Origin of the sequence: Stutzerimonas stutzeri (assembly GCF_024448985.1) — a bacterium.
GTDB classification, from domain to species: Bacteria; Pseudomonadota; Gammaproteobacteria; order Pseudomonadales; family Pseudomonadaceae; genus Stutzerimonas; species Stutzerimonas stutzeri_AP.
The window spans coordinates 355,575-380,540 of sequence record NZ_JAMOII010000003.1; the positions used below are offsets into that span (position 1 = coordinate 355,575).

The 24,966-nt window shown below is 59.9% G+C and carries 21 protein-coding genes; 16 read left to right on the forward strand and 5 right to left on the reverse strand.

Annotation, left to right across the window (positions count from 1 at the left end):
- The first annotated feature begins 117 nt into the window (after positions 1-117).
- From moaA to fliS, 8 genes are all read left to right on the forward strand, one after another.
- Positions 118-1,113: a GTP 3',8-cyclase MoaA gene (gene moaA, locus NA647_RS07220; RefSeq protein WP_256057044.1), complete on the forward strand. Its 996-nt coding sequence runs from the start codon at positions 118-120 to the stop codon at positions 1,111-1,113.
- A gap of 449 nt (positions 1,114-1,562) precedes the next feature.
- The gene (gene smc, locus NA647_RS07225; RefSeq protein WP_256057045.1) at positions 1,563-5,051 is read left to right on the forward strand and encodes a chromosome segregation protein SMC; all 3,489 of its coding nucleotides are present in this window, start codon (positions 1,563-1,565) and stop codon (positions 5,049-5,051) included.
- A 180-nt stretch (positions 5,052-5,231) separates the two neighbouring features.
- Entirely contained in the window at positions 5,232-6,050 is an 819-nt protein-coding gene (gene zipA / locus NA647_RS07230) for a cell division protein ZipA (protein ID WP_256057046.1), read from the forward strand.
- Between the two features lie 383 nt (positions 6,051-6,433).
- On the forward strand, positions 6,434-8,800 hold the full coding sequence (gene ligA / locus NA647_RS07235) for an NAD-dependent DNA ligase LigA (protein ID WP_256057047.1): 2,367 nt from the start codon (positions 6,434-6,436) through the stop codon (positions 8,798-8,800).
- Between the two features lie 536 nt (positions 8,801-9,336).
- The gene (locus NA647_RS07240) at positions 9,337-10,215 is read left to right on the forward strand and encodes a flagellin domain-containing protein (RefSeq protein ID WP_256057048.1); all 879 of its coding nucleotides are present in this window, start codon (positions 9,337-9,339) and stop codon (positions 10,213-10,215) included.
- Between the two features lie 66 nt (positions 10,216-10,281).
- Positions 10,282-10,641 carry a flagellar protein FlaG gene (locus NA647_RS07245; RefSeq protein ID WP_256057049.1) on the forward strand — a complete coding sequence of 120 codons (360 nt, stop codon included), beginning with the start codon at positions 10,282-10,284 and terminating at the stop codon, positions 10,639-10,641.
- A gap of 56 nt (positions 10,642-10,697) precedes the next feature.
- A complete protein-coding gene (gene fliD, locus NA647_RS07250) occupies positions 10,698-12,143 on the forward strand; it encodes a flagellar filament capping protein FliD (RefSeq protein ID WP_256057050.1) in 1,446 nt (481 codons plus the stop codon).
- Positions 12,144-12,499: 356 nt separating this feature from the next.
- Positions 12,500-12,886 (forward strand): flagellar export chaperone FliS, encoded by a 387-nt coding sequence (fliS, locus tag NA647_RS07255; protein ID WP_256057051.1) that lies wholly within the window; start codon positions 12,500-12,502, stop codon positions 12,884-12,886.
- Between the two features lie 86 nt (positions 12,887-12,972).
- Here fliS and NA647_RS07260 read toward each other — a convergent pair whose 3' ends face one another.
- Together NA647_RS07260 and NA647_RS07265 are read right to left on the reverse strand one after the other, a co-directional pair.
- The gene (locus tag NA647_RS07260; protein ID WP_256057052.1) at positions 12,973-13,254 is read right to left on the reverse strand and encodes a pyrimidine/purine nucleoside phosphorylase; all 282 of its coding nucleotides are present in this window, start codon (positions 13,252-13,254) and stop codon (positions 12,973-12,975) included.
- Between the two features lie 117 nt (positions 13,255-13,371).
- A complete protein-coding gene (locus NA647_RS07265; protein ID WP_019339363.1) occupies positions 13,372-13,713 on the reverse strand; it encodes a DMT family protein in 342 nt (113 codons plus the stop codon).
- Between the two features lie 284 nt (positions 13,714-13,997).
- Here NA647_RS07265 and NA647_RS07270 point away from each other — a divergent pair, with 284 nt between their 5' ends.
- Positions 13,998-15,638 carry a Na+/H+ antiporter gene (locus NA647_RS07270; protein WP_256057053.1) on the forward strand — a complete coding sequence of 547 codons (1,641 nt, stop codon included), beginning with the start codon at positions 13,998-14,000 and terminating at the stop codon, positions 15,636-15,638.
- A 269-nt stretch (positions 15,639-15,907) separates the two neighbouring features.
- On the opposite strand, the gene NA647_RS07275 is transcribed toward NA647_RS07270, so the two are convergent.
- Positions 15,908-16,324 carry a hypothetical protein gene (locus NA647_RS07275; RefSeq protein WP_256057055.1) on the reverse strand — a complete coding sequence of 139 codons (417 nt, stop codon included), beginning with the start codon at positions 16,322-16,324 and terminating at the stop codon, positions 15,908-15,910.
- Between the two features lie 305 nt (positions 16,325-16,629).
- On the opposite strand from NA647_RS07275, the gene NA647_RS07280 reads away from it, so the two are divergent.
- Complete coding sequence (locus NA647_RS07280; RefSeq protein ID WP_272889588.1) at positions 16,630-16,974, forward strand: gamma-glutamylcyclotransferase family protein; 345 nt, start codon at positions 16,630-16,632, stop codon at positions 16,972-16,974.
- Between the two features lie 61 nt (positions 16,975-17,035).
- Here the strand turns inward: NA647_RS07280 and NA647_RS07285 are convergent, their stop codons facing one another.
- Positions 17,036-17,461 carry a VOC family protein gene (locus NA647_RS07285; protein WP_256057056.1) on the reverse strand — a complete coding sequence of 142 codons (426 nt, stop codon included), beginning with the start codon at positions 17,459-17,461 and terminating at the stop codon, positions 17,036-17,038.
- A 112-nt stretch (positions 17,462-17,573) separates the two neighbouring features.
- Here NA647_RS07285 and NA647_RS07290 point away from each other — a divergent pair, with 112 nt between their 5' ends.
- Entirely contained in the window at positions 17,574-18,467 is an 894-nt protein-coding gene (locus NA647_RS07290; protein WP_256057057.1) for a LysR family transcriptional regulator, read from the forward strand.
- A 79-nt stretch (positions 18,468-18,546) separates the two neighbouring features.
- Here NA647_RS07290 and NA647_RS07295 read toward each other — a convergent pair whose 3' ends face one another.
- Entirely contained in the window at positions 18,547-19,551 is a 1,005-nt protein-coding gene (locus NA647_RS07295) for a LacI family DNA-binding transcriptional regulator (protein WP_256057058.1), read from the reverse strand.
- A gap of 157 nt (positions 19,552-19,708) precedes the next feature.
- Between NA647_RS07295 and NA647_RS07300 the strand changes: the two genes are divergently transcribed.
- From NA647_RS07300 to NA647_RS07320, 5 genes are all read left to right on the forward strand, one after another.
- A complete protein-coding gene (locus NA647_RS07300) occupies positions 19,709-20,869 on the forward strand; it encodes a Gfo/Idh/MocA family protein (protein ID WP_256057059.1) in 1,161 nt (386 codons plus the stop codon).
- Between the two features lie 9 nt (positions 20,870-20,878).
- Positions 20,879-21,952 carry a sugar phosphate isomerase/epimerase family protein gene (locus tag NA647_RS07305; RefSeq protein ID WP_256057060.1) on the forward strand — a complete coding sequence of 358 codons (1,074 nt, stop codon included), beginning with the start codon at positions 20,879-20,881 and terminating at the stop codon, positions 21,950-21,952.
- 42 nt (positions 21,953-21,994) lie between these two features.
- A complete protein-coding gene (locus tag NA647_RS07310; protein ID WP_256057061.1) occupies positions 21,995-23,233 on the forward strand; it encodes a nucleoside permease in 1,239 nt (412 codons plus the stop codon).
- A 204-nt stretch (positions 23,234-23,437) separates the two neighbouring features.
- Positions 23,438-24,277: an AraC family transcriptional regulator gene (locus NA647_RS07315; RefSeq protein ID WP_256057062.1), complete on the forward strand. Its 840-nt coding sequence runs from the start codon at positions 23,438-23,440 to the stop codon at positions 24,275-24,277.
- Positions 24,278-24,372: 95 nt separating this feature from the next.
- On the forward strand, positions 24,373-24,966 hold the full coding sequence (locus tag NA647_RS07320) for a LysE family translocator (RefSeq protein WP_256057063.1): 594 nt from the start codon (positions 24,373-24,375) through the stop codon (positions 24,964-24,966).

The following is a 24,966-nucleotide window of genomic DNA, read 5'->3' on the forward strand; positions in this document are numbered from 1 at the left end:
GCTTTATAGTGGATTACACCGATCCAAGCTCGATAGAGACCATTTGGCTCCGTACCTTTGCCACGCGTCACGTTCCGGCATAGTCTTAGCCCGCGCATCAAGTGTTTGGAGAGCGACATGCCAGATTCCCAGTTGGTCGATCCATTCGGCCGACGCATCACCTACCTGAGACTGTCGGTCACCGACCGCTGCGACTTTCGCTGCACCTATTGCATGAGCGAAGACATGGTCTTCGCGCCGCGCGCGCAGATTCTCACGTTGGAAGAGCTTTACGCTGTGGCAGATGCGTTCATCAGTCTCGGCGTCAAACGTATCCGCGTGACGGGTGGCGAACCGTTGGTGCGAAAAGGGCTGCCGAGTCTGTTGACTCGTTTGGGTGCGCGCGAAGAATTGGAAGATTTGGCCATCACCACCAACGGCTCGCAATTGCCAGTACTCGCGACAGTCCTGCGCGACGCGGGCGTCAAACGACTTAATGTCAGTCTCGACTCGCTCAAGCGCGAGCGATTCGCCGAGCTGACCCGCCGTGACATGCTTCACCAGGTCATCGAAGGTATCGATGCAGCGCGTAGCGCAGGTTTCCGCCGGATCAAGCTCAACAGCGTGATCCAGAAGGGTAGAAACGACGACGAGGTGCTGGACTTGGTGAATTTCGCCGTGGAGCGCGGGCTGGACATCAGCTTCATCGAGGAAATGCCGCTCGGCAATATCTCCAGCCATGAGCGTGAAATTACCTTTTGTTCCAGCGAAGAGGTGCGTGAACGCATCGAGGTCGGCCACCAGCTGATACGCAGTAGCCACACCACCGGCGGCCCGTCACGCTATTGGCAGGTCGCCGGCAGCGAAACCCAGGTTGGCTTCATCTCGCCCCACAGCAACAACTTCTGCGGTAGCTGCAACCGGGTGCGTGTCACGGCTGAAGGCAAGCTGGTGCTTTGCTTGGGCCATGAGGGTGCCCTGGATCTCAAGACACTGATGCGCAGCCATCCGGGCGACAGCGAGCGACTGCGTCAAGCGTTGGTTGACGCGCTGCAGCTCAAGCCAGAGAAGCATGAATTTCGTACCGACGAGCAAGTGCAAGTGGTGCGCTTCATGAGCATGACCGGCGGTTGAAGCGAGCCGCACGATGGCCTGATGCCGTAGGGTGGACCGGGCGGCGCTCCGCTTCAGCCCACCAGCTACACAGATATCAGGCCACACCAGAACGGAGCTCGCCCCTTACACTTACTTGGTTTCACTCCCGCCGCGATTTAGCCTGTACCGCGTGCGCATCGCCGCATTGGTGGGTTAAAGCCCACCCTACATTGGTCCTGCGTGATGCCGTTGTAGTGGGGCCGGGCTGGGCTCCGCTTCGCCGTAGGGTGGGCCGGGCGGCGCTCCGCTTCAGCCCACCAGAGCTACAAATCTCAGCTACCGAAACTGCGCATCCATCCTCGCGATGACCGTAAGGCTGCATGATAAACTCCGCCGTTTCGCGCCGCCACCCACCCGATGCCAGGAATCCCGATGTTCACGGCGACTCTCTTGTTCGTCCTCACGCTGATTGCCACGGATAGGCCCGCATGCGTCTGAAAAGCATCAAGCTGGCCGGCTTCAAATCTTTCGTCGATCCCACCACTGTGAGCTTCCCCAGCAACATGGCGGCCGTGGTCGGGCCGAACGGCTGCGGAAAATCCAACATCATCGACGCCGTGCGCTGGGTGATGGGCGAAAGTTCGGCGAAAAACCTGCGCGGCGAGTCGATGACCGATGTCATCTTCAATGGATCGAACACGCGCAAGCCGGTGACCCAGGCAAGTATCGAGCTGATATTCGACAACTCCGACGGCACGCTGACCGGCGAGTATGCAGCCTTCGCCGAAATCTCCATCCGCCGCCGCGTGACCCGCGATGCGCAGAACACCTACTTCCTAAATGGCGTGAAATGCCGCCGTCGCGACATTACCGATATCTTCCTCGGCACCGGCCTGGGGCCGCGGAGTTACTCGATCATCGAGCAGGGCATGATCTCCAAGCTGATCGAGGCCAAGCCTGAGGATTTGCGTAACTTCATCGAAGAGGCGGCAGGCATCTCCAAATACAAGGAGCGCCGCCGTGAAACCGAGAATCGCATTCGCCGCACCCATGAAAATCTGGCGCGCCTGACCGATCTGCGCGAAGAGCTCGAGCGTCAGCTGGAACGCTTGCACCGCCAGGCGCAGTCCGCCGAGAAATATCAGGAATACAAGGCCGAAGAGCGTCAGCTCAAGGCGCAATTGTCAGCGTTGCGCTGGCAGGCGCTGAACGAACAGGTCGGCCAGCGTGAGCAAGTAATCGGCGATCAGGAGGTCGGTTTCGAGGCGCTGGTTGCCGAACAGCGCAACGCGGATGCCGGTATCGAGCGGTTGCGTGACGGTCATCACGAGCTGTCCGAGCGCTTCAATCTCATTCAGGGGCGCTTCTATTCGGTCGGAGGCGATATCGCACGGGTCGAGCAGAGCATCCAGCATGGTCAGCAGCGTTTGCGGCAATTGCAGGATGATCTTCGCGAGGCCGAGCAAGCACGATTGGAGACCGAATCGCATCTGGGACACGACCGCACTTTGCTCGCCACCCTAGGCGAGGAGCTGGCAATGCTCGAGCCCGAGCAAGACACCGCCGGCGCGGCAGCCGAGGAAACCGCGGCGCAACTCGAAGACGCCGAAACTGCCATGCAGGCATGGCAGGAGCAGTGGGAACGCTTCAATCAGCAAAGTGCCGAGCCGCGTCGGGCGGCCGAGGTGCAGCAGTCGCGTATCCAGCAGCTCGAACATTCACTGGAACGTCTGAGCGAGCGCCAGCGCCGTCTGGATGACGAACGCACCTTGCTCGCTGCCGATCCGGAAGATGTCGCGGTGGCCGAGATGAGTGAACAATTGGCCGTCAATGAGTTGAGCCTGGAAGAACTGGTCGCCGCCCAAGAGCAGACCGATCAGCAGCTCGAACGCATACGCGAGCAGCTGCAGCAGGCCGGCCAGGCCGAGCAGCAGGCGCAGGGTGAACTGCAGCGGCTTAGCGGCCGCATCGCTTCGCTGGAAGCCCTGCAGCAGGCCGCGATGGATCCAGGCAAAGGCGTTTCCGAATGGTTGCGTGAGCAAGGGCTCGATGAGCGTCCACGCCTCGCCGAAGGGCTGCGCGTCGAGCCGGGCTGGGAGTTGGCGGTCGAAACCGTGATGGGTGCGGATTTACAGGCGGTCTTACTGGACCGATTCGACGGCCTCGATCTGCGTGGCTTCGAGCAGGGCGATCTACGGCTTGTCAGCCCGGCGCAGCGCGGCGGGGACATGGCCAACAGCTTGCTGGATAAGGTCGAGTCAGCTGCCGATCTGTCCCCGTGGCTGGGGCGGGTGCGTCCGGTGGACGATCTGGATCAGGCGCTGGCTGCACGTGGTTCGCTTGTCGAGGGCGAAAGCCTGATCAGCCGTGACGGCTACTGGGTTGGTCGACATTTTTTGCGCGTGCGACGCGCCGGAGAGGCCGAGTCCGGACTGCTGGCGCGCGGTCAGGAACTGGACCGGCTGCAGGCTGAGCGCGATGAGCGCGAACAAAGTCTGGAATTGCAGGGCGAGTGGCTCGGCCAGCTTCGTGAAACACAACGTGAATCGGAAGATCGCCGCGAACAGCAGCGTCGTCAGCATCAAGACCTGTCCCGCCAGCAGGCTGAGCTGAATGCACGATTATCCGCCAGCCAGGCCAGGCTGGAGCAGCTCAGCTTGCGCCGTGTTCGACTAGATGAAGAGCTTTCCGAACTGTCCGAACAGCGCGAGCTTGAAACCGAACAGCTCGGCGAGGCTCGATTGCATCTGCAGGATGCGCTCGACGCAATGGCAGCGGATACCGAACAACGCGAAACATTGCTGGCGAGCCGCGATGGCATCCGCGAGTCTCTCGACCGGGTTCGACAGGAGGCCCGCCAGCACAAGGACCACGCGCACCAGCTGGCCGTGCGAGTCGGCTCGCTGAAAGCCCAGCATGATTCCACTCGTCAGGCCTTGGAGCGCCTCGAGCAACAATTCGAACGGGCGATGGAGCGTCGCGAGCAGCTCAGTCTGAATCTGGAAGAGGGTGAAGCCCCGCTCGACGAACTGCGTATGAAGCTCGAGGAGTTGCTCGAGCGGCGCATGGGCGTCGAAGAGGAGCTCAGGATGGCTCGCCTGGCGCTCGAAGACGCCGACCGAGAATTGCGCGATGTCGAGAAGCGTCGTACCCAGGCCGAACAGCAGGCGCAACTATTACGCGGCCAGCTCGAACAGCAGCGCATGGAGTGGCAAGCGCTCAGCGTTCGGCGCAAGGCGTTGCAGGATCAGCTGCACGAAGATGGCTTCGATCTGCATGGCGTGCTGGCGACGCTGCCTGCTGGCGCAGCGGAGGCGGAGTGGGAGGCCGAACTCGAGCGCCTTGCTGCGCGTATCCAGCGCCTCGGTCCGATCAACTTGGCGGCGATCGACGAATATCACCAGCAATCGGAACGAAAGCGCTATCTCGATGCGCAGAATGACGACCTCACCGAGGCGCTGGATACGCTGGAAAACGTCATTCGCAAGATCGACAAGGAAACCCGCAATCGCTTCAAGGACACCTTCGACCAGATCAATGGCGGGCTGCAGGCGCTTTTTCCCAAGGTTTTCGGTGGCGGCAGCGCTTATCTGGAACTTACCGGGGAAGATTTACTCGATACCGGGGTGGCGATCATGGCGCGCCCGCCGGGCAAGAAGAACAGCACCATCCACCTGTTGTCAGGCGGCGAAAAAGCACTGACCGCTCTGGCGCTCGTGTTTGCGATCTTTCAGCTCAACCCGGCACCGTTCTGCATGCTCGATGAAGTGGATGCACCCTTGGACGACGCTAACGTTGGGCGCTACGCGCGTCTGGTCAAGGAAATGTCCGAAAAGGTGCAGTTCATCTACATCACGCACAACAAGATCGCGATGGAGATGGCTGATCAGCTGATGGGCGTGACCATGCATGAACCGGGTTGCTCAAGGTTGGTGGCCGTCGATGTGGAACAGGCGGTAGCGCTGGTGGAGGCTTGAGACGCGCTAGTTCGAGGTGTTTTTGAGGGAAACGGAGACCAATAAAAGAGCCGTGTCGGGCGGTGCACATCTACCGTTCGTCGTGCTAGTTTAGAGCGCAATTTTTGCGATGCGCAGATGAGCCTGTTCAGCGGCTGTGAATCTGCGTCTTTATCATCGATTTCAGGGGTTTAAGCATTAATGGATATCGGTCTGCGCGAGTGGCTGATCCTGATCGGCATCATTGTTATCGCCGGCATTCTTTTCGATGGCTGGCGCCGGATGCGCGGCAGCAAAGGCAAGTTGAAATTCAAGCTGGATCGCAACATCGCCAATAGTTTCCCTGACGAAGGGGACTCCAACGAACTGCTGGGGCCGCCGCGCGTCATTAGCCGAGCCAATGAGCCATCGCTGGACGAAACGGATCTCCCATCCATGAGCGCGCGCGAGACAGTCAAGCGGCGCACCAGCGAACCCCAGCAGGGCGACCTGCACTTCGCCAGTGACGAGCCGGTCCCGACATTGCTCGAGCCTGTGGCAGATGATGACGGTGAGGCGAGCGAGTCCGAGCATGAACTGCCTCCGGTCGAGGAAGTGTTGGTTATCAACGTGATTTCCCGCGACCCGCACGGCTTCCGTGGTCCGGCGCTGCTGCAGAATATTCTGGAAAGCGGCCTGCGTTTCGGCGAAATGGACATTTTCCATCGTCACGAAAGCATGGCAGGCAATGGCGAGGTGCTGTTTTCCATGGCCAACGCCGTCAAGCCCGGCACATTCGATCTGGATGACATCGACCACTTCACTACGCCGGCCGTGAGCTTCTTCCTCGGCCTGCCCGGCCCGCGTCATCCCAAGCAGGCATTCGACGTGATGGTCGCCGCAGCCCGCAAACTATCCTCGGAACTGAATGGCGAACTGAAGGACGATCAGCGCAGCGTGCTGACCGCACAAACCATCGAGCACTACCGCCAGCGCATCGTCGAATACGAACGCCGGCAGATGACCGTCAAGCACCGCTGAGCGGCGTTAATCGGCGTTATGTAGGGTGGGCTTCAGCCCACCGTGAACTCCTGTGGTGGGCTGAAGCCCACCCTACTAGGAGGCGCACCCCCGCGGCGAAGCAGCCTGCGATACCCTCCGAACGACCGACCCCCCGCGCAACCTGCGTTCAATTGCATTCGTAGGGTGGGCTCAGCCCACCGGGTGTGAACGTCTCCGGTGGTGAGCTGAGGCGGAGCGCCGTCCGGCCGACCCAAGCATGTCCTGCTAATGCCGCCCGGGCCGCCTGAAACTCGCGTAACCCAGCCACTATTTGCTGAATCGGCTAAAATCCCGCGCGTTATATCAACCAAAGGCGCGCTGAGACTGTCTGACCAGCATTGCCACTGCCACGGCTCCGTTATATGCCTTCCGCCCAAACTGCTGCCGAGCGCATCGCCGAACTGCGCAGCGAAATCGACGCTCACAACTACCGCTACTACGTACTCGACGAGCCCAGCGTTCCCGACGCCGAATACGACCGCCTGTTCAAAGCGCTCAAAGCTCTCGAAACCGAACACCCGGAGCTGGTTACCCCGGACTCACCGACTCAGCGCGTCGGTGGCGCAGCGTTAGCCGCATTCGGCCAGGTGCGCCACGAAGTGCCGATGTTGAGCCTGGGCAATGCCTTCGAAGAACAGGACCTGCTCGATTTCGACCGGCGCGCCCGCGACGGGCTGGACTTGCCAGCACGCGATCTGTTCGGCAACGGCGCCGAGCTGGAATACAGCTGCGAACCGAAACTCGACGGCCTGGCCGTCAGCCTGCTCTACGAAAACGGCCAGCTGGTACGCGGCGCCACACGTGGCGACGGCAGCACCGGTGAGGACATCAGCACCAACGTCCGCACCATCCGCAATATCCCGCTCAAACTGCATGGCAACGGCTGGCCGTCGGTGCTGGAAGTACGTGGTGAGATCTACATGCCCAAGGCCGGCTTCGAGGCGTTGAACGCACGCCAGTTGGAAGCGGGCGGCAAGCCCTTCGCCAATCCACGCAACGCCGCAGCCGGAAGTCTGCGCCAGCTCGACTCGAAGATAACAGCCAGCCGCCCGCTGGAACTTTGCGCCTACGGCGTCGGCCGCAGCGATGGCGAGCTGCCGGACACACACATCGGCATCCTCAACGCGCTCAAGGGGTGGGGTTTGCCCATCAGCCGCGAGCTGAAACTGGCCAAGGGCGTCGCTGAATGCCGTGCTTATTACCAGTCCATCGGCGAGAAGCGCGACGCGTTGCCTTATGAGATCGACGGCGTGGTGTTCAAGGTCAACTCGACCGCTCAACAGCGCGAGCTGGGTTTCCGTGCGCGCGAACCACGCTGGGCCATCGCGCATAAGTTTCCGGCCCGCGAGGAAGTGACCGAACTGCTGGATGTGGAATTCCAGGTAGGCCGCACCGGCGCCATCACGCCGGTCGCACGGCTGAAGCCTGTACAGGTCGCTGGCGTGACGGTTTCGAACGCCACGCTGCACAACATGGATGAAGTGGCGCGCCTGGGCGTGATGATCGGCGACACGGTTATCGTGCGTCGCGCGGGCGATGTCATCCCGCAAATTCTCGGTGTGATCCCGGAGCGTCGTCCTGAAAATGCGCGGGCCGTTCACGTGCCGGAACAATGCCCAGTCTGCGGCTCTGCCGTTGAGCGTACCCAGCTGATCAAGCGCAGCAAGGGCCGGGAGTCCGTCAGCGAGGGTTCGATCTATCGTTGCGTAGGCCGTCTGGCCTGCCAGGCGCAGCTCAAGCAGGCGATCATTCATTTCGTTTCGCGTCGCGCCTTGGACATCGACGGGCTCGGTGACAAGATTGTCGAGCAGCTGGTCGATACCGGACTGGTCAATTCGCCAGCCGATCTTTACTGCCTGACCTTCGAGCAGGTATTAGGGCTAGAAGGCTTCGCCGAAGTGTCGAGCCGCAACCTGCTCAAATCCATCGATGCCAGCCGCACGCCGTCCTTAGCGCGCTTCATCTATGCGCTGGGCATTCCCGACGTGGGCGAGGGCACGGCCAAACTTCTGGCGCGGGCGCTGGGTTCCCTGGGTCGTATCAGCCGGGCGTTGCCGGATGTGCTGGTCTACCTGCCGGACGTCGGCCTGGAAGTTGCCCATGAAATACATAGCTTCTTCGAGGACGAGCACAACCAGCTCGTTATCGAACAGCTGCGCGAGCGTGGCGTGCAGCTGCAGGAGGAGGGCGACGTGCATCCTGAGTTCGCCGCCTGCGCGACGCTCGCCGGACTGCTCGACAAGCTCAACATTCCGTTTATCGCCGCCACCGGTGCCCAGCGTCTCGCCGACCGTTTCGGTAGCCTCAAGGGCATCATCGAAGCCGACTGGCTCGATCTGCGCCAGGTCGAGCGCTTCAATGAAAAAGCCGCTCGCGCATTACGTGACTATTTCGACGACCCGACCAACGCCGAGCGCGCCTACGCAATCGAGGCCCAGCTACATGAGTTCGGCATGCACTGGCAAAGCGAGCGAAAGGCGGCGCAAGGCTTACCGTTGGCGGGCCAAACCTGGGTGTTGACCGGCACGCTGGAAAGCATGAGCCGCGACGAGGCGAAGGCAAGGTTGGAAGCGCTGGGCGCGAAAGTTTCGGGGTCGGTATCGGCGAAGACCAGCGTAGTGGTGGCCGGGCCGGGCGCAGGGTCGAAGCTGGCTAAAGCCAACGAACTTGGCGTTGCGGTGGAGGACGAGGAGTCGTTCCTGCAACGACTCGCGGCGCTCGAAAACTAACCTACAACCAGCGCCGGTTTCTGGCGAACTACGCATCCTCTTGGGCGGGTACAGTTCGCCAATAAGCAGGCACCCCAGATCCGCCGACCGCTTGTACCCGTCCCGCGACGGGACAGCAGTGCGGTGGACGAAAGGCAAAAGCTTCGCGCCGAGGGCGGCCCTCCTACAAAAGCAGCGGCATTACTCTGACCCGTGGGAGGCGCGCCCTCGCGGCGAAAAGGGCTTCCAGGCCACTCCAAAAACCAAACACACCCGCACGCATCTACCGTCCACCTCACCCTTTCTTTTTTATCCATTAAAGATTTCCACCCAGCGTCCGAAAACCTTCGCAGGCGGGCTCGCTTGTTTGCGGATTCGCCGGTGTCGTACAGGTTGTTCTCGGGGCTTGCAAAAATATTTTCGATTGCCTCCTAAAGCTCACCGAAACGACGCCGATAAGCTAATCGAATGCGAACTCAATGGGTGCCTGGGCAAAAAGCCGGCCCGGAGTCGCAAGCTCAGGCAACCATAGTAACTAGCGCCCTTGGAGGCACATCATGGCTCTTACAGTCAACACTAATATTGCGTCGCTCAACACTCAGCGCAACCTGAATAAATCGTCCAACGCGCTGACGACCTCTATGGAGCGTCTGTCCACCGGAAGCCGGATTAACGGGGCGAAAGATGATGCTGCTGGTTTGCAGATTTCAAACCGCCTTACTAGCCAAATTAACGGCATTGGTGTAGCAGTGCGCAACGCGAATGACGGCATTTCGATGGTTCAGACAGCAGAAGGCGCGTTGCAGCAATCTACCAATATCCTACAGCGGATGCGCGACCTTGTTCTTCAAGCCGGCAATGGCAGCAACAGCACCGAGGATAAGGAGTCTCTTAATCTCGAAGTAAAGGAGCTTCAGACAGAGCTTAACCGTATCGCTGAAACAACGTCGTTTGGAACGAAGAAGCTCCTCGATGGCAACGTAGGGGGCGGGGCGGAAGGCTCAGAGGAAACCAAGGTTTCCTTCCAAGTAGGCGCCTACGGTGGCACGGGAGACTCTATCGAAGTTGATTTTGGCGGCAAAATGGATGCGGAAACACTTAAGGTGGATGCCGCAGCTGTAGACCTTACGAAGATCGGTGCAGATGCTGATCCGCTTACGGTTTCGGATATGCTTGAGTCGATTGATGCCGCTATCTCAACTATTGATACCCAGCGTGCGACTTTCGGTGCAGTACAAAACCGCTTCGACAATACTATTTCTAACTTGCAGAATATTCAGGAGAACGTATCTGCCGCTCGGGGCCGTATCCAGGATACTGACTTCGCCGCTGAGACGGCTAATTTGAGCAAGAACCAGATTCTGCAGCAGGCCGGCACGGCGATTCTGGCCCAGGCCAAGCAGCTGCCGCAGGCTGTTCTGAGCCTGCTCCAGTAACGGCGGTAGGCGTTAAAGTTGGAGGCAGATGACGATCTGCCTCCTTTGATTCATAAGAGGTGAATCATGGACGTCGGTAAAATAGCCGTTACAGCACTTCCGAAAGTTACGTCACCTGCGAAGGAAGCGATACCTGGCTCTCATGTGGACGCCGGGTTTTTGTCGTTTGGTTCGTCTAAAACGGCAGAGCAAAGCGGTGACAAACAAAAAGAGTTTAGCGATACGTTGGCGCAGCTTCGCGCCCAAATACAAGGCCAGCAGCGCAATCTCACTTTTAACGTGGATGATTCTACAGGTGATGTAGTGGTGCAGGTCCTCGATGGCGACTCGGGAAAGGTGATACGACAAATACCTTCCGAGGAGATTTTGCGACTGTCCGAGCGCTTGGACGAAATGCGTAGTCTGCTATTCGAGGCCAAGGCTTAGCGGCACGGTTTTTGTTTGTTGTATCTCATGTGTGATTTATTTGACGAGGTGAGGCTATGGCTGGCGTAACGGGCATTGGTTCGGGGATCGATATCGACAGCATTGTCAAAAGCATGGTGACCGCCGAGCGTGCGCCTAAGGAAGCCCAGCTCGCCAGCCTCGAAAAAAAAACCACGACACAAATTACTGCGGTTGGCGCTTTGAAAAGTGCCATCAGCGATTTCCAGACGGCGCTTAGTGCCCTTAACAAGCCGGAGCTTTTTCAAGCGCGTTCGGCTACGTCCAGCAAGTCGGATTTGGTTGGCATCACTGCCAGCAAAAGTGCTGGTGCAGGCAGCTATCAGGTTGAGGTCAAGGCGCTTGCAACTAGCAGCAAAGTTGCTCTGGCTGCAATCACCAATACGGCCGATGTGCCGGCCCGGTTTGCTAGTGGATCGCTGGAAATATCGTTGGGTGTGCCGGGCACTCCTCCTACGAAGGAATCGTTTTCCATCACAGTTGATGAGAGCAATAATTCTCTCGCAGGGATGCGTGATGCCATCAACGCGGCCGGCAAGGAGATGGGTGTCAGTGCCACTATCGTGACCGATAAGGACGGCTCGCGGCTGCTCCTCAGCAGCAACAAAACTGGCGCAGGACGGGACATCTCTGTGGCAGTACCTTCGGCGGCGCCGGGAAATGGGCTTATCAGTCTTTCTACCTTAGCGTTCGACGGTACTGGAACTAGTAGCGGGCCAGGCGCTCGGGTACTGGCCTCGGCGCAGAGTGCTCAGCTTTTTGTTGATGGTCTGGAAGTGATCAGCGAGACGAATAAAGTCGAGAGCGCGATTGAGGGCGTTACGCTCGATCTCATGGCTGAAACGGCTGAGAACGAGCCGCTGACGATCAGTGTTGCGGAAGACAAGGAAGGCGTTAAAACGCAGATTCAATCCTTCGTCGATAGTTATAACAAGCTGATCGGCGTCATTAATGCTCAAACCAAGGTCATCTCCGCTGGCGATGGCAACGCTCCAGTAACTGGCGCGTTGGTAGGGGATGCGACGGCACGCGCATTACTCAATACGATCCGCAGCGAATTGGTGAATATGCAAGGCGACGGTGCACTGCGCGCCTTGACCGATATCGGCATCACGACGCAAAAGGACGGTACGCTCGCTATCGACAGCGGAAGGCTGGACAAAGCGATGGCTGACAACTTCAGCGAACTACCGGGCTTGTTTGCGGGCGATAAAGGCCTTGCTTCTCGTCTGAATGAAAAACTCAAGCCGTACACGCAGACTGGCGGTATTCTCGAGCAGCGTAATAAAGCGATGGAGGAGACTCGCTCCGATATCAAAACGCAGCGGGAAGGCTTGGACCGGCGCATCATCTCGTTGCAAGAGCGCCTTTATAAGCAATTCAATGCGATGGACTTGTTGGTGGGGCAGTTATCCAATACCTCCTCTAGTCTTCTGGCCTCGCTCGAGAATCTGCCTTGGGCGGCGGGTAATTCCAAGAGATAAAAGCTGCGCTGGTCAGTGAATTTTGGTGGGCTGAAGCCCATCTCGAACGGCTAAGAGCTTCGCCCCGAGGGCGGGTTTCCCACAAATAGCGACAAACGCCGCACTGCTTCTGGTAGGAGGCGCGACCCGCAGCGAATGCAGGCTAAGGCACACTGAAGTGCTAAGCCTCGCTCCGAGGTGGCGTGCGGAGAACTGTCCGTTGAGCCCGTCAAATTAGTGGGCCTTGCTATCAAACAGAATCCGCCACCGAGGCGGTTTTCCTTTTTCCGATCTATTTTCTCCGTCTGCTATCAAGCTTGAGCGACCACGACCGATAAGCTGTACATGCAAATTGATGTGGCAAGGGGCTCATCCAAATGAATGCTATGGCAGCAATGAGGCAGTACCAGCAAGTCGGCGTTAAGGCCCAGGTTACCGAGGCCGATCCGCACCGTTTGATTCAGATGTTGATGCAGGGCGGGCTGGACCGTATCGCTCAGGCCAAGGGCGCCATGGAGCGTGAGGCCTATGCGGAAAAAGGCACGCTGATTGGTAAAGCGATCAGTATTATCGGTGGCTTGCGCGACGTGCTGGACAAGCAGGCGGGCGGCGAGCTGGCGGAAAATCTGGATCGCCTGTACGAGTTCATGACGATGCGGCTGTTCGAAGCGAGTCGGCATAACGACATGAGCAAGCTCGATGAAGTGGCGAGTCTGCTCGGCGAGATCAAGCAAGGCTGGGACGGCATCGCGCCCAGGGGCTGATTCAGCCGCAGCAGCTATAGGCTGCCCATCGTCAACGCAACGCTAACGCACTGTCTGGCAACTGAGCCAGCCAGTGCGTTTTGCTTTCAGCGGTACTCGCAAAGATAAGCGGTATCCGTTGCAACCTTCAGCTGGAACTTGCTGTTGGCCGGCACGGTGAACTGGGTGCCGGTGCTAAAGGTCTCGTAGTTGTCGCTTCCCGGCAGTTTGACGTCCAGGCTGCCGGCGATCACGTGCATCACTTCCAGCTGGTTGGTGCCAAATTCGTAATCGCCCGCAGCCATGACGCCGATGGTGGCCGGGCCTGCTGCCATTTCGAAGGCGATGGATTTGACGGTGCCGTCGAAGTACTCGTTGACCTTGAACATTGGAAAACCTCTAAGGTGCGGAAAAGGGCGGCCAGTATGCCGAAGCGGCCAGATGGCGTCATCTGGCCGCTGATTTTTCGAATGAGTGTCGTGTCTGCGTGCTTGGTAGGGGCATGCTCACGAGCGGAAAATGAAGTAAACCGCACCGAGTAGGCATAGCCCGGCCCAAAGGTAATCGAGCTTCAGCGGTTGCTGCATATAGAGCACGCTGAAGGGTACGAAGATCGCAAGGGTGATCACTTCCTGCATGATCTTCAGCTGGCCGATGGACAACTCCGTATAGCCGATGCGGTTGGCGGGCACCATGATCAGGTATTCGAACAGGGCGATGCCCCAGCTGATCAACGCTGCGATCAGCCAGGGTTTGCCGTTGAGCGTTTTGAGATGGCCGTACCAGGCAAAGGTCATGAATAGATTGGAGACGCAGAGCAGGGCGGCAGTCTGAATCCAGATGGGCACTGGAAGTCTCCGGGTTGGTGCCTGGTGCCGTTTACCCTTCCGATCCCGATGAAGCCGCTCTCGCCGCCTACAGACAGGCTTCTGTAATCCGCTGCATAGGGGCGACCGGGTTGCTCAATTGAGTAGCGTGGGGATCTGGGCGCGATATCTTACGTCGCAGGGCTTGAGGTCGTTGGGACGGTTCTGACGAACGAGCCGGCTATATCAAACCGCCTGGCTATACTTTTTTTCACATGCGCGCACTTCCCGCACGCCCAACTATTCCGCAGAGACCTACCGGCCCTATGGAAACGCTTTATCTAATCTTTTTGCTGTTGCTTGCGGTGGGCGCAAGCCGGGTTCTAGCCAATGTCATACCGGTGCCGCTGCCGATCTTGCAGATCCTGATGGGCAGCATGCTGGCGCTTCCGCCGTTCGGGATGGGCGTTGAGCTGCGGCCGGAGATCTTCATGTTGCTGTTCATTCCTCCGTTGCTGTTCTACGACGGCTGGAAGATTCCCAAGCGCGAGTTCACTGAGCATGGCGCGGAAATGACGGCCATGGCGCTGGTGCTCGTGCTGCTGATCCTGGTAGTGGTCGGTTACTTCATCCACTGGTTGCTGCCGACGATTCCGCTGGCGGCAAGCTTTGCACTGGCGGCCATTCTTTCGCCAACCGATGCGCTGGCCGTAATCGCCATCGCCCAAGGCCGACTTCCGCGTCATATGGCGCACCAGCTGGAAGGCGAGGCGATGATGAACGATGCCACTGGCCTGGTCTCGTTCAAATTCGCATTGGCCGCCGCCATTACCGGCACCTTTTCGCTGACGACGGTCACCGGCGAGTTTTTTGTCATCGCGCTGGGTGGCCTGCTCATTGGCGCCGGCCTGAGCTGGGCGGTGGGTAAGGCCAAGCAATGGATGACCGCACGGGACCTGTTCGATCCCTCGGCCTATGTGCTAATGATTCTGCTGCTGCCCTTTGCCGCGTTCTTCCTGGCTGAGCATGCGGGCATGTCCGGCATCCTCTCGGCCGTGGCGGCGGGTATGGTGCAGAGCCGCATCGACATGCTGCCGGTGAAGACCAGCACGCGCATCCTCAACCGCAGCATTTGGGAGATGCTCGATTTCAGCTTTAACGGTCTGGTGTTCCTACTGCTGGGGCTGCAATTCCCGCGGATCGTGGAGCGGGTTTGGGAAGCGGCTGGGCAGCAGAGCTACAGCATGCCGATGTTGATCTTCAGCGCATTGGCGATCATGGCGCTGCTGCTGGTGATCCGCTTCGGCTTCGTTTTCGCCTATCACTGGAGCGAGGCGCGGGTACTTCGGGCGCTCGGAAAGACGGTCCAGCCCAAACCCCTCAGGCTGTTTTCCGCACTCAGTGCCGTGGCGGGCGTGCGTGGGGCAATCACGCTGGCTGGCGTCCTGTCGATTCCACTGATGATTGGCGACACGCCATTTCCGGGGCGCGATCTGATGATTTTTCTGGCGGCCGCCGTGATCATCTTGTCGTTGCTGGTCGGCGCGTTGGGTATCCCGTATTTCCTCAAGCATCTGCCCAACAACGATGTCGAACAACATAGGGAAGAACTCAAGAAAGCCCGTCGGATCGCCGCCCAGGCTGCGGTCACCTGGCTGGAAAACTGGAAACAGGCCAACCCCGTGGAGGATCCCGACGAGGCGCTGCTACGCAGCGAGGTCACGGCTCGGATTACCGAGTCCTATCGGCACGACATCGAAGCCTTGATGGAACACCAGGATCGGGCGAACCAGGCGCGCCAGACGCAGGTGCTGGAGCGCGACATTCGCGTGCGGGCCATCGCTGTGCAGCGCAAGGAACTGTACCGGATGAGAAAGCGCCACCTGATCGACGAGCAGATGCTGCAGATCCTGCTGCGTGAACTCGATTACGAGGAAGCGGCGCTTGGGGCGGGCGACACGGTTTAGGCGATGTCTCGTCTCGCGACGGGCCCGCTCTTCGGGTGCCAGAAGGCGCCGGCAAAGTTGTAGGGCCGAACTTGTTCGGCCTTCGCAGATCTGCGGCCGAGTGAATACGGCCCTACAGAGTTCCTGGGCATGCTGACTCACCGTTCGCATCCGCACCGGAGCCTGTTTGTGCGCGAGGCAAGGCCGCCCCGATCCCGGCGGGTGTGGAGCGCCGACCGGCCTGGCGACATTTGGAGCAGCACGCGGATTGCATGAAACGGCAACAGACTTTAGCGACCGGCCTGATCCTGGTGTGGCTCGGGTTCGAGCACAGCGATGGTATTGCTGCTGCGCTTGAACGACACCAGCTCGGCTAGCCAGGCCTGTAATACAGGCGAATTGCCTTTCTGGTTGCGTAGTGCGATGGAGATGATCTCGCGGGCGATGGTCACCATCGCACTTTTGCTACCCAGAAAATGCCAGCTGAACCAGCCGTCGCCATAGGTCAGCGGCATCTTCTGGCCGGGTGCGAGGGGGATGTAAACCTTTACCGACAGATCGAACAGCACCTCCGGCTTGGAGATGATCAGCAGCTTTACGTCCGCCACCTTGCTCAACCAGTAGCGATGATCGAAACGACCCCCAGTCAGCGCTGCGGATTGGCTCAGGGCTTCGTTGATCAGCGCTCTGTTATCGATGAGTTGCACGGTAAGGTTTCCGTTTGCAGAGTGGCCATGCCGCCTCTCGAATCTGCTGCATGCGAGCAGAGACGAGACCGGCTGTGTAGGGCGCCTCGAAGGGGGCGGATCGGACCGCGCCCGCCTCGCTTGGCATGTCGGTTTATCGGTCCATCGGGGCTTTTGTTTAGCCCCGAGCGTCGAAATATCTGTCTGGCACCGGTTGTGCCCCGATAGTCACCAAAGCGGCCTCGCTAGACCGGCTGAATGGCTGCCTACTTTTAGCGCATGGCCTGATCTGTGCTTAATTACCGAATGCATTGAGGAAGCGATCCATGATCGAGCGACTTTTTGTATACGGCTCCCTCGCACCTGGGCGGCCGAACGAGCACATCCTGGCGGCGATTCCCGGTACCTGGGAGCCCGCAAGCGTGTCGGGCAGGTTGCGTGAAGAAGGTTGGGGCGCGGCGCTGGGGTTTCCCGGTCTCGATCTGGATGAACGCGGCGAGACGATCGAGGGCTTCGTGCTCAGTTCAGAGGCGTTTGCGGCGCATTGGGCAAGGCTCGATGAGTTCGAAGGCGACGCCTACAAACGCATCCTGGCGGACGTCAGACTCGGCAGCGGTCAGACTGTAAAAGCGTATATCTATGCGCTCGGGGCAGGTTCAGCTAGAGACTAATCAAGCGCTGCGAATTGCTTGCCGCATCTCCGCAGCGCGTCGTTTCAGATTCCCGCCAAGCTCACTTGGCGAACAACTGGCTCATGTCTTTGAATGCCTTGAATTCCAGCGCATTGCCGCAGGGATCGAAGAGGAACATCGTGGCCTGCTCGCCAACCTGTCCCTTGAAGCGCACATAAGGCTCGATGACGAATTGGGTGCCCAGCGAGCGCAGGCGCTCGGCCAGGACTTCCCACTCCCGCCAGCTCAGCACGATGCCGAAGTGCGGTACCGGCACGTCATGACCGTCCACCGCGTTGGTGTGCGCTGCGTCCTGAGACTGGGTTTTCGGATGTTCATGGATCACCAGCTGATGCCCGTAGAAATCGAAGTCGACCCAGTGCTCAGATGAACGCCCTTCGGCAAGGCCGAACACTTCCCCGTAGAAATGGCGTGCCGCCGGCAAGTCGTAAACGGGAATCGCAAGGTGAAAAGGGGAAAGGCTCATCTGGGCTTCCTTCTTATAGTGAAACGGAAGCGACATTCTTGCCGATTTTTCCCGCCTTTCGACAACGGATATGTTTTGATTCGAGCCTTAAGAATATCGATGGATCGTGCCGATGATTCGTGAACTGAAAACCTTCCTGGCTATCGTCCGGTGCGGCAGTTTCGCTGCTGCGGGCAACCAGATCGGCCTGACCCAGTCGGCCGTGAGCGCTCAGATCAGGAATCTCGAAGATGCGTTAGGTATGCGTTTATTCGATCGAACGGGGCGTTCAGCTCATCTCAACGCAGCCGGGCTGCGTTCGGTGCCGCTAGCCGAACAGATCCTCGACACCTTCGCACTGATGGGGCAGCCGGAGTCGCTGAGCGAATACCGTGGCGAACTGCGCATCGGTGCCATCGCCACCGTGCAGACCGGATTGCTGCCGCGGGTGCTGCTGCGTTTGCTGCGCGAAGCTCCGGGCGTCGCGCCCAAGCTCGTTCCGGGCGTTTCGCTGAATCTACTGTCGCAGGTCGACGCTGGCGACATCGACCTCGCGGTAATGATCCGGCCGCCATTTGCGCTACCCAAGGAATTGCACGCCGAGCTGATCCAGAAGGAACCCTTCGTGCTGATCGCGCCGTTGAACATCGAAGGCGACGACCCGTTCAAGCTGCTCGTTGAGCATCCCTTCGTGCGCTACGACCGTAGCTCCTTCGGCGGCCGACAGGTGAGTCACTTTTTGCGCAAACACAATCTGGACGTGCGTCCGGGCCTCGAACTGGACGAGCTGGATGCCATCGTCAAGATGGTCGAAAGCGGCTTGGGCGTGGCGCTGGTACCGACGGCGGGGCTGTGGCTCGAACGCGCGCCCACGGTCCGCATCATTTCCCTCGGCAGCGCTACTTTTTATCGCGAGTTAGTGCTCGTCAGCCGCCACAGCGCGCAGCGATTACCTCTGCATCAGCTGTTTCGGCGCAGCCTGTGGGAGGAGCTGAGCGGAGGTGAGCCCGGCATTGACGAGCAGTGAAAGCGCTTCACCTGGACGGCGAAACAGGCGCCGGCCACGTGGGTCTGAGCGCCACCTCTGGTCAGCAGAGTTACGGCGTTCAGCGCGGCGCAGGTCCCGTGCTGCCGCGCAATATCAGGCTGTACGGCAACACCAGGTGAGGAATGTCGAGCGGTAATTGCTCGAATTGCGCCACCAGCATCTCGACTGCGTGTCTCCCGAACGCCTCGGCGGGCTGGGCGATGGTCGTCAGCGGTGGATCGCTAAAAGCGGCGAAGGGAATGTCATCGAAACCGGCGATCGACACGTCCTGCGGAACGCGCAGCCCCGATTGGCGGATGCGCTGCATCGCACCGATCGCCATTTCATCGTTTTCGCAGAAGATCGCGGTCGGTTGATTCGGGTTATCGAGCAGTTGGCCGGCAGCGTCATATCCAGCCTGCAAGGTGAAATTGCCGCGGCGCAGCAGTTCCGGATCGAGCGCGATGCCTGCGTCATTCAATGCATCCTCGTATCCGGCGATACGCTCTCGGGTCAGGGGACTGCCTTGCGGGCCCTTGATCAGACCGATGCGGCGATGGCCCAGCGCGAGCAAGTGTTCGGTCATTGTGCGGGCCGCAGCGCGATTATCCAGGCGAACGGTCGGGCAGGGCGGAACGTCGAGCACTTCGCAGGCATTGACCATCGGTGGTAGCGCATTGCCGTGGAGGCAGGTTTCAGCGAAAGGATTGAACGCGCGCAGTTGAATCACGCCGTCGGCCTGATGGGCATGGACCAGCTCGGCGTAGGCGATCTCGACGTCTTCGCGGCCCAGGGTATTGCACAGCAGCACGCGGTAATCAACGGCCTGCGCGGCTTCCTGAATACCGCTTATGACGCGCGCGAAAAACACGTTGGCGATCGCTGGGACCAGCACGACGAGGTTGCGCGTCTTGCGCGAGCGGAACTGTACGGCCATCAGGTTTGGGCGATAACCGGCTTGTTCGACCGCTGCGTGCACCCGGTCACGGGTCTGCGGTGAAACCCGTTCCGGCGACTTCAACGTGCGCGAAACGGTGGCGACGGAAACGCCAGCCAACTCAGCCACCTTGCGAATATTTGGCATAACTCCTCGATGGTCATCGGCCGTGCTCGATCGGCCAGCGGGCAACTAGCGTAACGCAGCGCTTCCAACTTGACAGCAAGGCTTTCGGTGCTACCTTCTGAGCGAATGTAACCGGTTACATTGGTTGTAATCAAAACTTTAAGTTTGGAGTAAGGGCATGGATTCGACCGGTCGATCAAAGGTCCGGGTAGGCATGGTGGGTGGTGGCGAAGGCGCTTTCATTGGCCAGGTGCACCGACAGGCGATGCGCCTCGACGGCCATATCGAGCTGGTTTGTGGCGCCTTTAGCCGCGACCCCGAAAACAACAGGCGAAGTGGTGCGGCACTGCATCTCGACCCGCAGCGCTGTTATGACTCTTGGGACGTGCTGTTGGAGGCCGAGCAGGCGCGACCGGCGGATCAGCGCATGGAATTGCTGGTCGTCGTCACGCCCAATCATCTGCATGCGCCTATAGCCGAGGCGGCTCTGCAGGCTGGCTTCCACGTGTTTTCCGAGAAGCCGGCAGCGCTGTCGCTGGCGGATATGCAGGCGCTTGCTGCAACCCAGGCCGGCAGCGGCCAGCTGTATGGGCTGGCGCACACTTACCAGGGCTATCCGATGATCTGGCAGGCGCGGCATATGGTGCAGGCCGGCGCGCTCGGTCGATTGCGCAAAATTTTTGTTGAGTATCCGCAAGGTTGGCTGAGCGAGGACCAGGCCGGGCAGGGCAACAAGCAGGCGGCTTGGCGCGGTGAGCCGGCTCAAGCGGGGCCGAGCGGCTGCATGGGCGACATCGGCATTCACGCGTTCAACCTCGCCGAGTTTGTCAGCGGCCAGCGCATCGAGCGGCTATGCGCGGATCTTGGCGTGCATGTCGCGGGACGGCAGCTCGACGATGACGGTGCTGTGCTGTTCCAGACCGACGGTGGCGCAAGCGGCGTGCTAATCGCCAGCCAAGTCTGCACGGGCGAAGAGAACGCCCTGACGTTGCGCTTGTATGGCGAGCGCGGCGGCCTCGAATGGCGCCAGGAAGAGCCGAACAGCCTGGTTCATCGTCCGCTCGGCGAGGCGCTGCGCGTACTGCGTGCCGGTGTCGATCAGCGTTGGCTGTGCGACCACGCGCTTCGGCGTCTGCGCCTGCCTGCCGGGCATCCGGAGGGGTATCTCGAGGCGATGGCCAATCTCTATACCAACTTTGCCACGTCCATCCGCTCGGGAAGCGCGCTCGAAGTTCCGGGTATTGATGCCGGCCTGCGTGGCATGGCCTTCATCGAGACGGTCATCGCCAGCCATCACAGCGATGCCAAGTGGACGACCTTCGCCGCGACCGAACGATAGGAACTCAAAATGCAGCAACCTAAGACACCCAGCGGTATTCGCGGCCCGGCCATTTTCCTGGCGCAGTTCCTCGGGCCGGAAGCGCCATTCGATAACCTGCCAAACCTTGCGCGCTGGGCGGCTTCGCTCGGCTATTGCGGGGTTCAGCTTCCAACGCTCGGAACGCAGTGCCTGGACCTTCAACGAGCCGCCGAAAGCCAAACCTACTGCGACGAACTGAAAGGGCTTTGCGCCGAGGCGGGCGTCGAAATCAGCGAGCTTTCGACTCACTTGCAGGGCCAGCTGGTCGCGGTACATCCAGCATTCGACGGCCTGTTCGATGACTTCGCCCCGGCCGAGCTGCGTGGCAAGCCAAAGGCCCGTACCGAATGGGCGATCGATCAATTGCACCTCGCAGCCAAGGCCAGTCGCCGTTTGGGCCTGACCGCCCATGCAACGTTTTCCGGTGCGCTGTTATGGCCTTACATGTATCCCTGGCCACAGCGACCAAGCGGTCTGGTCGAGGAGGGCTTCGCCGAACTGGCGCGGCGCTGGCGACCGATCCTCGATGCGTTCGAGGAAGCCGGGGTCGACCTGTGCTTCGAGATTCACCCCGGTGAGGACCTTCACGACGGCGCCTCCTTCGAGCGCTTCCTCGATGCGGTCGATCAGCATCCACGCGCGAAGATTCTCTACGACCCGAGCCACATGCTGCTGCAGCAACTGGATTACGTCGGGTTCATCGACCGCTATCACGAGCGCATCGGCATGTTTCATGTGAAAGACGCCGAGTTTCGCCCGGATGCACGTTCCGGTGTCTACGGCGGCTATCAGAGCTGGACCGAGCGCCCTGGCCGATTCCGTTCGCTGGGCGACGGCCAGATCGATTTCAAACAGATATTCAGCAAGCTAACGCAGTACGGCTATGAGGGCTGGGCAGTACTCGAATGGGAGTGCTGCCTCAAGGATGCCGCGCAGGGGGCAGAGGAAGGTGCCCGTTTCATTCGGCAGCAGTTGATCAACCGCGCCACGCGGGCCTTCGACGATTTCGCCGGTGTTGCGAGCAGTGCCTCGCGAAACCGCCGACTACTGGGACTCGATTAAGTCGTTCTCCTGATAAACGTGCACAACAATAAGGACAAGACCATGAGCACACTCAATGCGCGGCTGAGCCTGATGATGTTTCTGCAGTTCTTCATCTGGGGCGGCTGGTTCGTCACCCTCGGCACCTTTCTGGCTAACAACCTGAGCGCGACCGGCGGCCAGATCGGTATGGCGTTCTCGACCCAATCCTGGGGCGCGATTTTGGCGCCGTTCGTGATCGGCCTGATCGCCGATCGCTACTTCAACGCCGAGCGCTTGCTCGCCATCCTGCATCTGGTCGGCGCCGTGTTGTTGTTCCAGCTTTACCGGGCCAGCGACTTCAGTGCGTTCTATCCTTACGTGCTGGGCTACATGATCGTTTACATGCCCACATTGGCCCTCGTGAACGCCGTGGCCTTCCGGCAGATGCGTGACCCGGCGCTGGAGTTTTCGAAGATTCGTGTCTGGGGCACGGTGGGTTGGATCATCGCCGGGCTGGTGATCAGTTTTCTGTTCGGCTGGGATTCCCAGCAAGCCATCGCTGCCGGTGCGCTACGCAACACCTTCCTGATGTGCGCCATCGCCTCGGCGTTGCTTGGGCTGTACAGCTTCAGCCTGCCGAGTACACCGCCGCTGGCCCGGCGCGAGCAGGGCGGGCTCAAGGAAGCCCTGGGTCTGGATGCACTCAAGTTGCTGAAGGACCGCAGCTTCGCGATCTTCTTCCTCGCCTCGGTGCTGATCTGCATTCCGCTTGCTTTCTACTACCAGAACGCCAACCCCTTCCTCGCAGAAATCGGCGTGGACAACCCGACCGGCAAGATGACCCTGGGGCAGATTTCCGAGGTGCTGTTCATGTTGCTGCTGCCGCTGTTCATCCAGCGCTTCGGCATCAAGAAGACCCTGCTGCTGGGCATGCTGGCCTGGACGTTGCGCTATGCGCTGTTCGCCTACGGTAACAACGGCGATCTGCTGTTCATGTTGGTGGCCGGTATCGCCCTGCACGGGATCTGCTATGACTTCTTCTTCGTCTCTGGACAGATATATACCGACGCCAAGGCCGGTGAGACCTATAAGGGCTCAGCACAAGGCTTGATCACGCTGGCAACTTACGGCGTCGGCATGCTTATCGGCTTCTGGGTTGCCGGGAAGGTCACCGATCACTTCGCGACCATGGATGGCCATGACTGGCAAAGCATCTGGCTGTTCCCGGCGGTATTCGCATTGGGCGTCTTCCTGACGTTCCTGTTCGCCTTCCGTGAACAGCGGCCGGCAGGGCTCGCGTCCGCTGCCAAGACGGCTTGAGGGAAAACCGCCGGTCGCTTATGGCCGGCGGTTTCCATGCCGGCAAACGCGTAGCGACGTTTAGCCAGCGCTACGAAAGATCAATGGGGCCCGATGGCCGTGCCCGCATTTGCACAAATCTTCTATGACTGCCCGCAATCTCCTAACAGAATGCAGGGTCACAGGCCTGCGGCCTGTAGCCATTTCGTCATCGAAGAGCTAACCATGGGTGCCAACAGCTGGGTCGATTTGAAGCTGGATGCCGAAACGGGCATCGAGACCATTCGCGCTCATTTCGAGGGGCATGCCTACGATCCGCACTGGCATGACAGTTACCTCGTCGGCTTTACGGAGCAGGGCGTGCAGCAGTTTCACTGCCGCAAGGTGTTGCACAGCAGCACTGTAGGGCAGGGTTTTTTGCTGGAGCCCGGTGAGATTCATGACGGTCATGCGCCAACGCCCGGCGGCTTCACCTATTCGATGCTCTACCTGCAACCGCAATGGCTCGAAATGCAGCTGAGGGCGCTGTTCGAGGAAGCGCCTGAGCATTGCCTGCCAAGCTTTGCCGAAACCTTGGCGAGCGAGCCGGATCTGATAAATCACATCGCCAGGGCATTCCAGGCGATGCACGGCTCGGACCTGCGAATCGTCCGGCACGCGGCGCTGGATGCGTTGTTGGAAAAACTGTCCAGCCATGTCGACTGGCGGCGGAAAACGGAGCTGAGCCCGAGGTTGCCTTCGGTGGCGATCAGGGCTCGGGAGTTTTTGCATGCTCACCTGGATCAGGACATCGGCCTGGACGACTTGGTCCAGGTTGCCGGCGTGGATCGTTTCCGGCTGTCCCGAGCGTTCAAAGCGGCCTTCGGTTTAGCGCCGCATGCCTATCTGGTGCAGCTGCGCCTCAGTCTGGCGCGCAAGTTGTTGCGTCAGGGACTGGCTCCGGCGAGCGTCGCGGTGCAGCTGGGGTTCGCCGACCAAAGCCATCTCGGTCGCTGGTTCCGTCGTGCCTATGGTCTGAGCCCGGCGGCCTATCGCAAGCGCTGCTCAAACCTTCCAGACCGCTGACGCGTCCCGCCGGAACATTGCGGAAACACCCACTCGGAGTTTCTGCCCATGTTTTCGATTCTTTCAAAGCCCCGAATTCATTGGGAGTTGGCGCGATGAGCCAGTTCCTGCCATTCGTTCTGTTTGCTTTCGTGGCGTCGATTACGCCTGGGCCGACCAATATTCTGGTCCTCAGCAACAGCAGCCTGTATGGATTGCGCGCCGCGGTGCCCATCGTACTCGGCGCCTGTGCCGCGGCCGCGATGATCGTGCTGCTGGTTGGATGGGGGTTGGGAGGGGTTTTGCTGCGTTACCCCATGGTGCAGCAGGGTATGGGCTGGCTCGGTGTGGCCTGGATCAGCATGTTGGCCTGGCAGCTGTTCCGTAGCCCGGCGACCGGACTCGACACGGATCTAGCAAGCAAGCGCATGGGTGCCTGCGGCGGCGCCGCGTTGCAACTGATCAACCCCAAGACCTGGATGATGGCGTTCGCGGTCATCAGCGTTTTTACCGGAGCGGATGCCGGCTCGTATCAATACTCTGTATATGCGCTGATTTTCTTTCTCGTCGCGGTGCCTTGCCTGGCCGCATGGGCCGTGCTCGGCCGGGGCGCGGCACGGGTTCTGCGTTCGGCGCGTTCGTTACGACGATTCAATCAGGGCATGGCGCTGTTGTTGCTCGCTTCGGCATGGGCAAGCCTGCTGGCATGA

Bases quoted from the DNA above. Each gene is read 5' to 3' on its own strand.
- moaA (WP_256057044.1), top strand. From the start codon at position 118: ATGCCAGATTCCCAGTTGGTCGATCCATTCGGCCGACGCATCACCTAC.
- smc (WP_256057045.1), top strand. From the start codon at position 1,563: ATGCGTCTGAAAAGCATCAAGCTGGCCGGCTTCAAATCTTTCGTCGAT.
- zipA (WP_256057046.1), top strand. From the start codon at position 5,232: ATGGATATCGGTCTGCGCGAGTGGCTGATCCTGATCGGCATCATTGTT.
- ligA (WP_256057047.1), top strand. From the start codon at position 6,434: ATGCCTTCCGCCCAAACTGCTGCCGAGCGCATCGCCGAACTGCGCAGC.
- NA647_RS07240 (WP_256057048.1), top strand. From the start codon at position 9,337: ATGGCTCTTACAGTCAACACTAATATTGCGTCGCTCAACACTCAGCGC.
- NA647_RS07245 (WP_256057049.1), top strand. From the start codon at position 10,282: ATGGACGTCGGTAAAATAGCCGTTACAGCACTTCCGAAAGTTACGTCA.
- fliD (WP_256057050.1), top strand. From the start codon at position 10,698: ATGGCTGGCGTAACGGGCATTGGTTCGGGGATCGATATCGACAGCATT.
- fliS (WP_256057051.1), top strand. From the start codon at position 12,500: ATGAATGCTATGGCAGCAATGAGGCAGTACCAGCAAGTCGGCGTTAAG.
- NA647_RS07260 (WP_256057052.1), bottom strand. From the start codon at position 13,254: ATGTTCAAGGTCAACGAGTACTTCGACGGCACCGTCAAATCCATCGCC.
- NA647_RS07270 (WP_256057053.1), top strand. From the start codon at position 13,998: ATGGAAACGCTTTATCTAATCTTTTTGCTGTTGCTTGCGGTGGGCGCA.
- NA647_RS07280 (WP_272889588.1), top strand. From the start codon at position 16,630: ATGATCGAGCGACTTTTTGTATACGGCTCCCTCGCACCTGGGCGGCCG.
- NA647_RS07285 (WP_256057056.1), bottom strand. From the start codon at position 17,461: ATGAGCCTTTCCCCTTTTCACCTTGCGATTCCCGTTTACGACTTGCCG.
- NA647_RS07290 (WP_256057057.1), top strand. From the start codon at position 17,574: ATGATTCGTGAACTGAAAACCTTCCTGGCTATCGTCCGGTGCGGCAGT.
- NA647_RS07295 (WP_256057058.1), bottom strand. From the start codon at position 19,551: ATGCCAAATATTCGCAAGGTGGCTGAGTTGGCTGGCGTTTCCGTCGCC.
- NA647_RS07300 (WP_256057059.1), top strand. From the start codon at position 19,709: ATGGATTCGACCGGTCGATCAAAGGTCCGGGTAGGCATGGTGGGTGGT.
- NA647_RS07305 (WP_256057060.1), top strand. From the start codon at position 20,879: ATGCAGCAACCTAAGACACCCAGCGGTATTCGCGGCCCGGCCATTTTC.
- NA647_RS07310 (WP_256057061.1), top strand. From the start codon at position 21,995: ATGAGCACACTCAATGCGCGGCTGAGCCTGATGATGTTTCTGCAGTTC.
- NA647_RS07315 (WP_256057062.1), top strand. From the start codon at position 23,438: ATGGGTGCCAACAGCTGGGTCGATTTGAAGCTGGATGCCGAAACGGGC.
- NA647_RS07320 (WP_256057063.1), top strand. From the start codon at position 24,373: ATGAGCCAGTTCCTGCCATTCGTTCTGTTTGCTTTCGTGGCGTCGATT.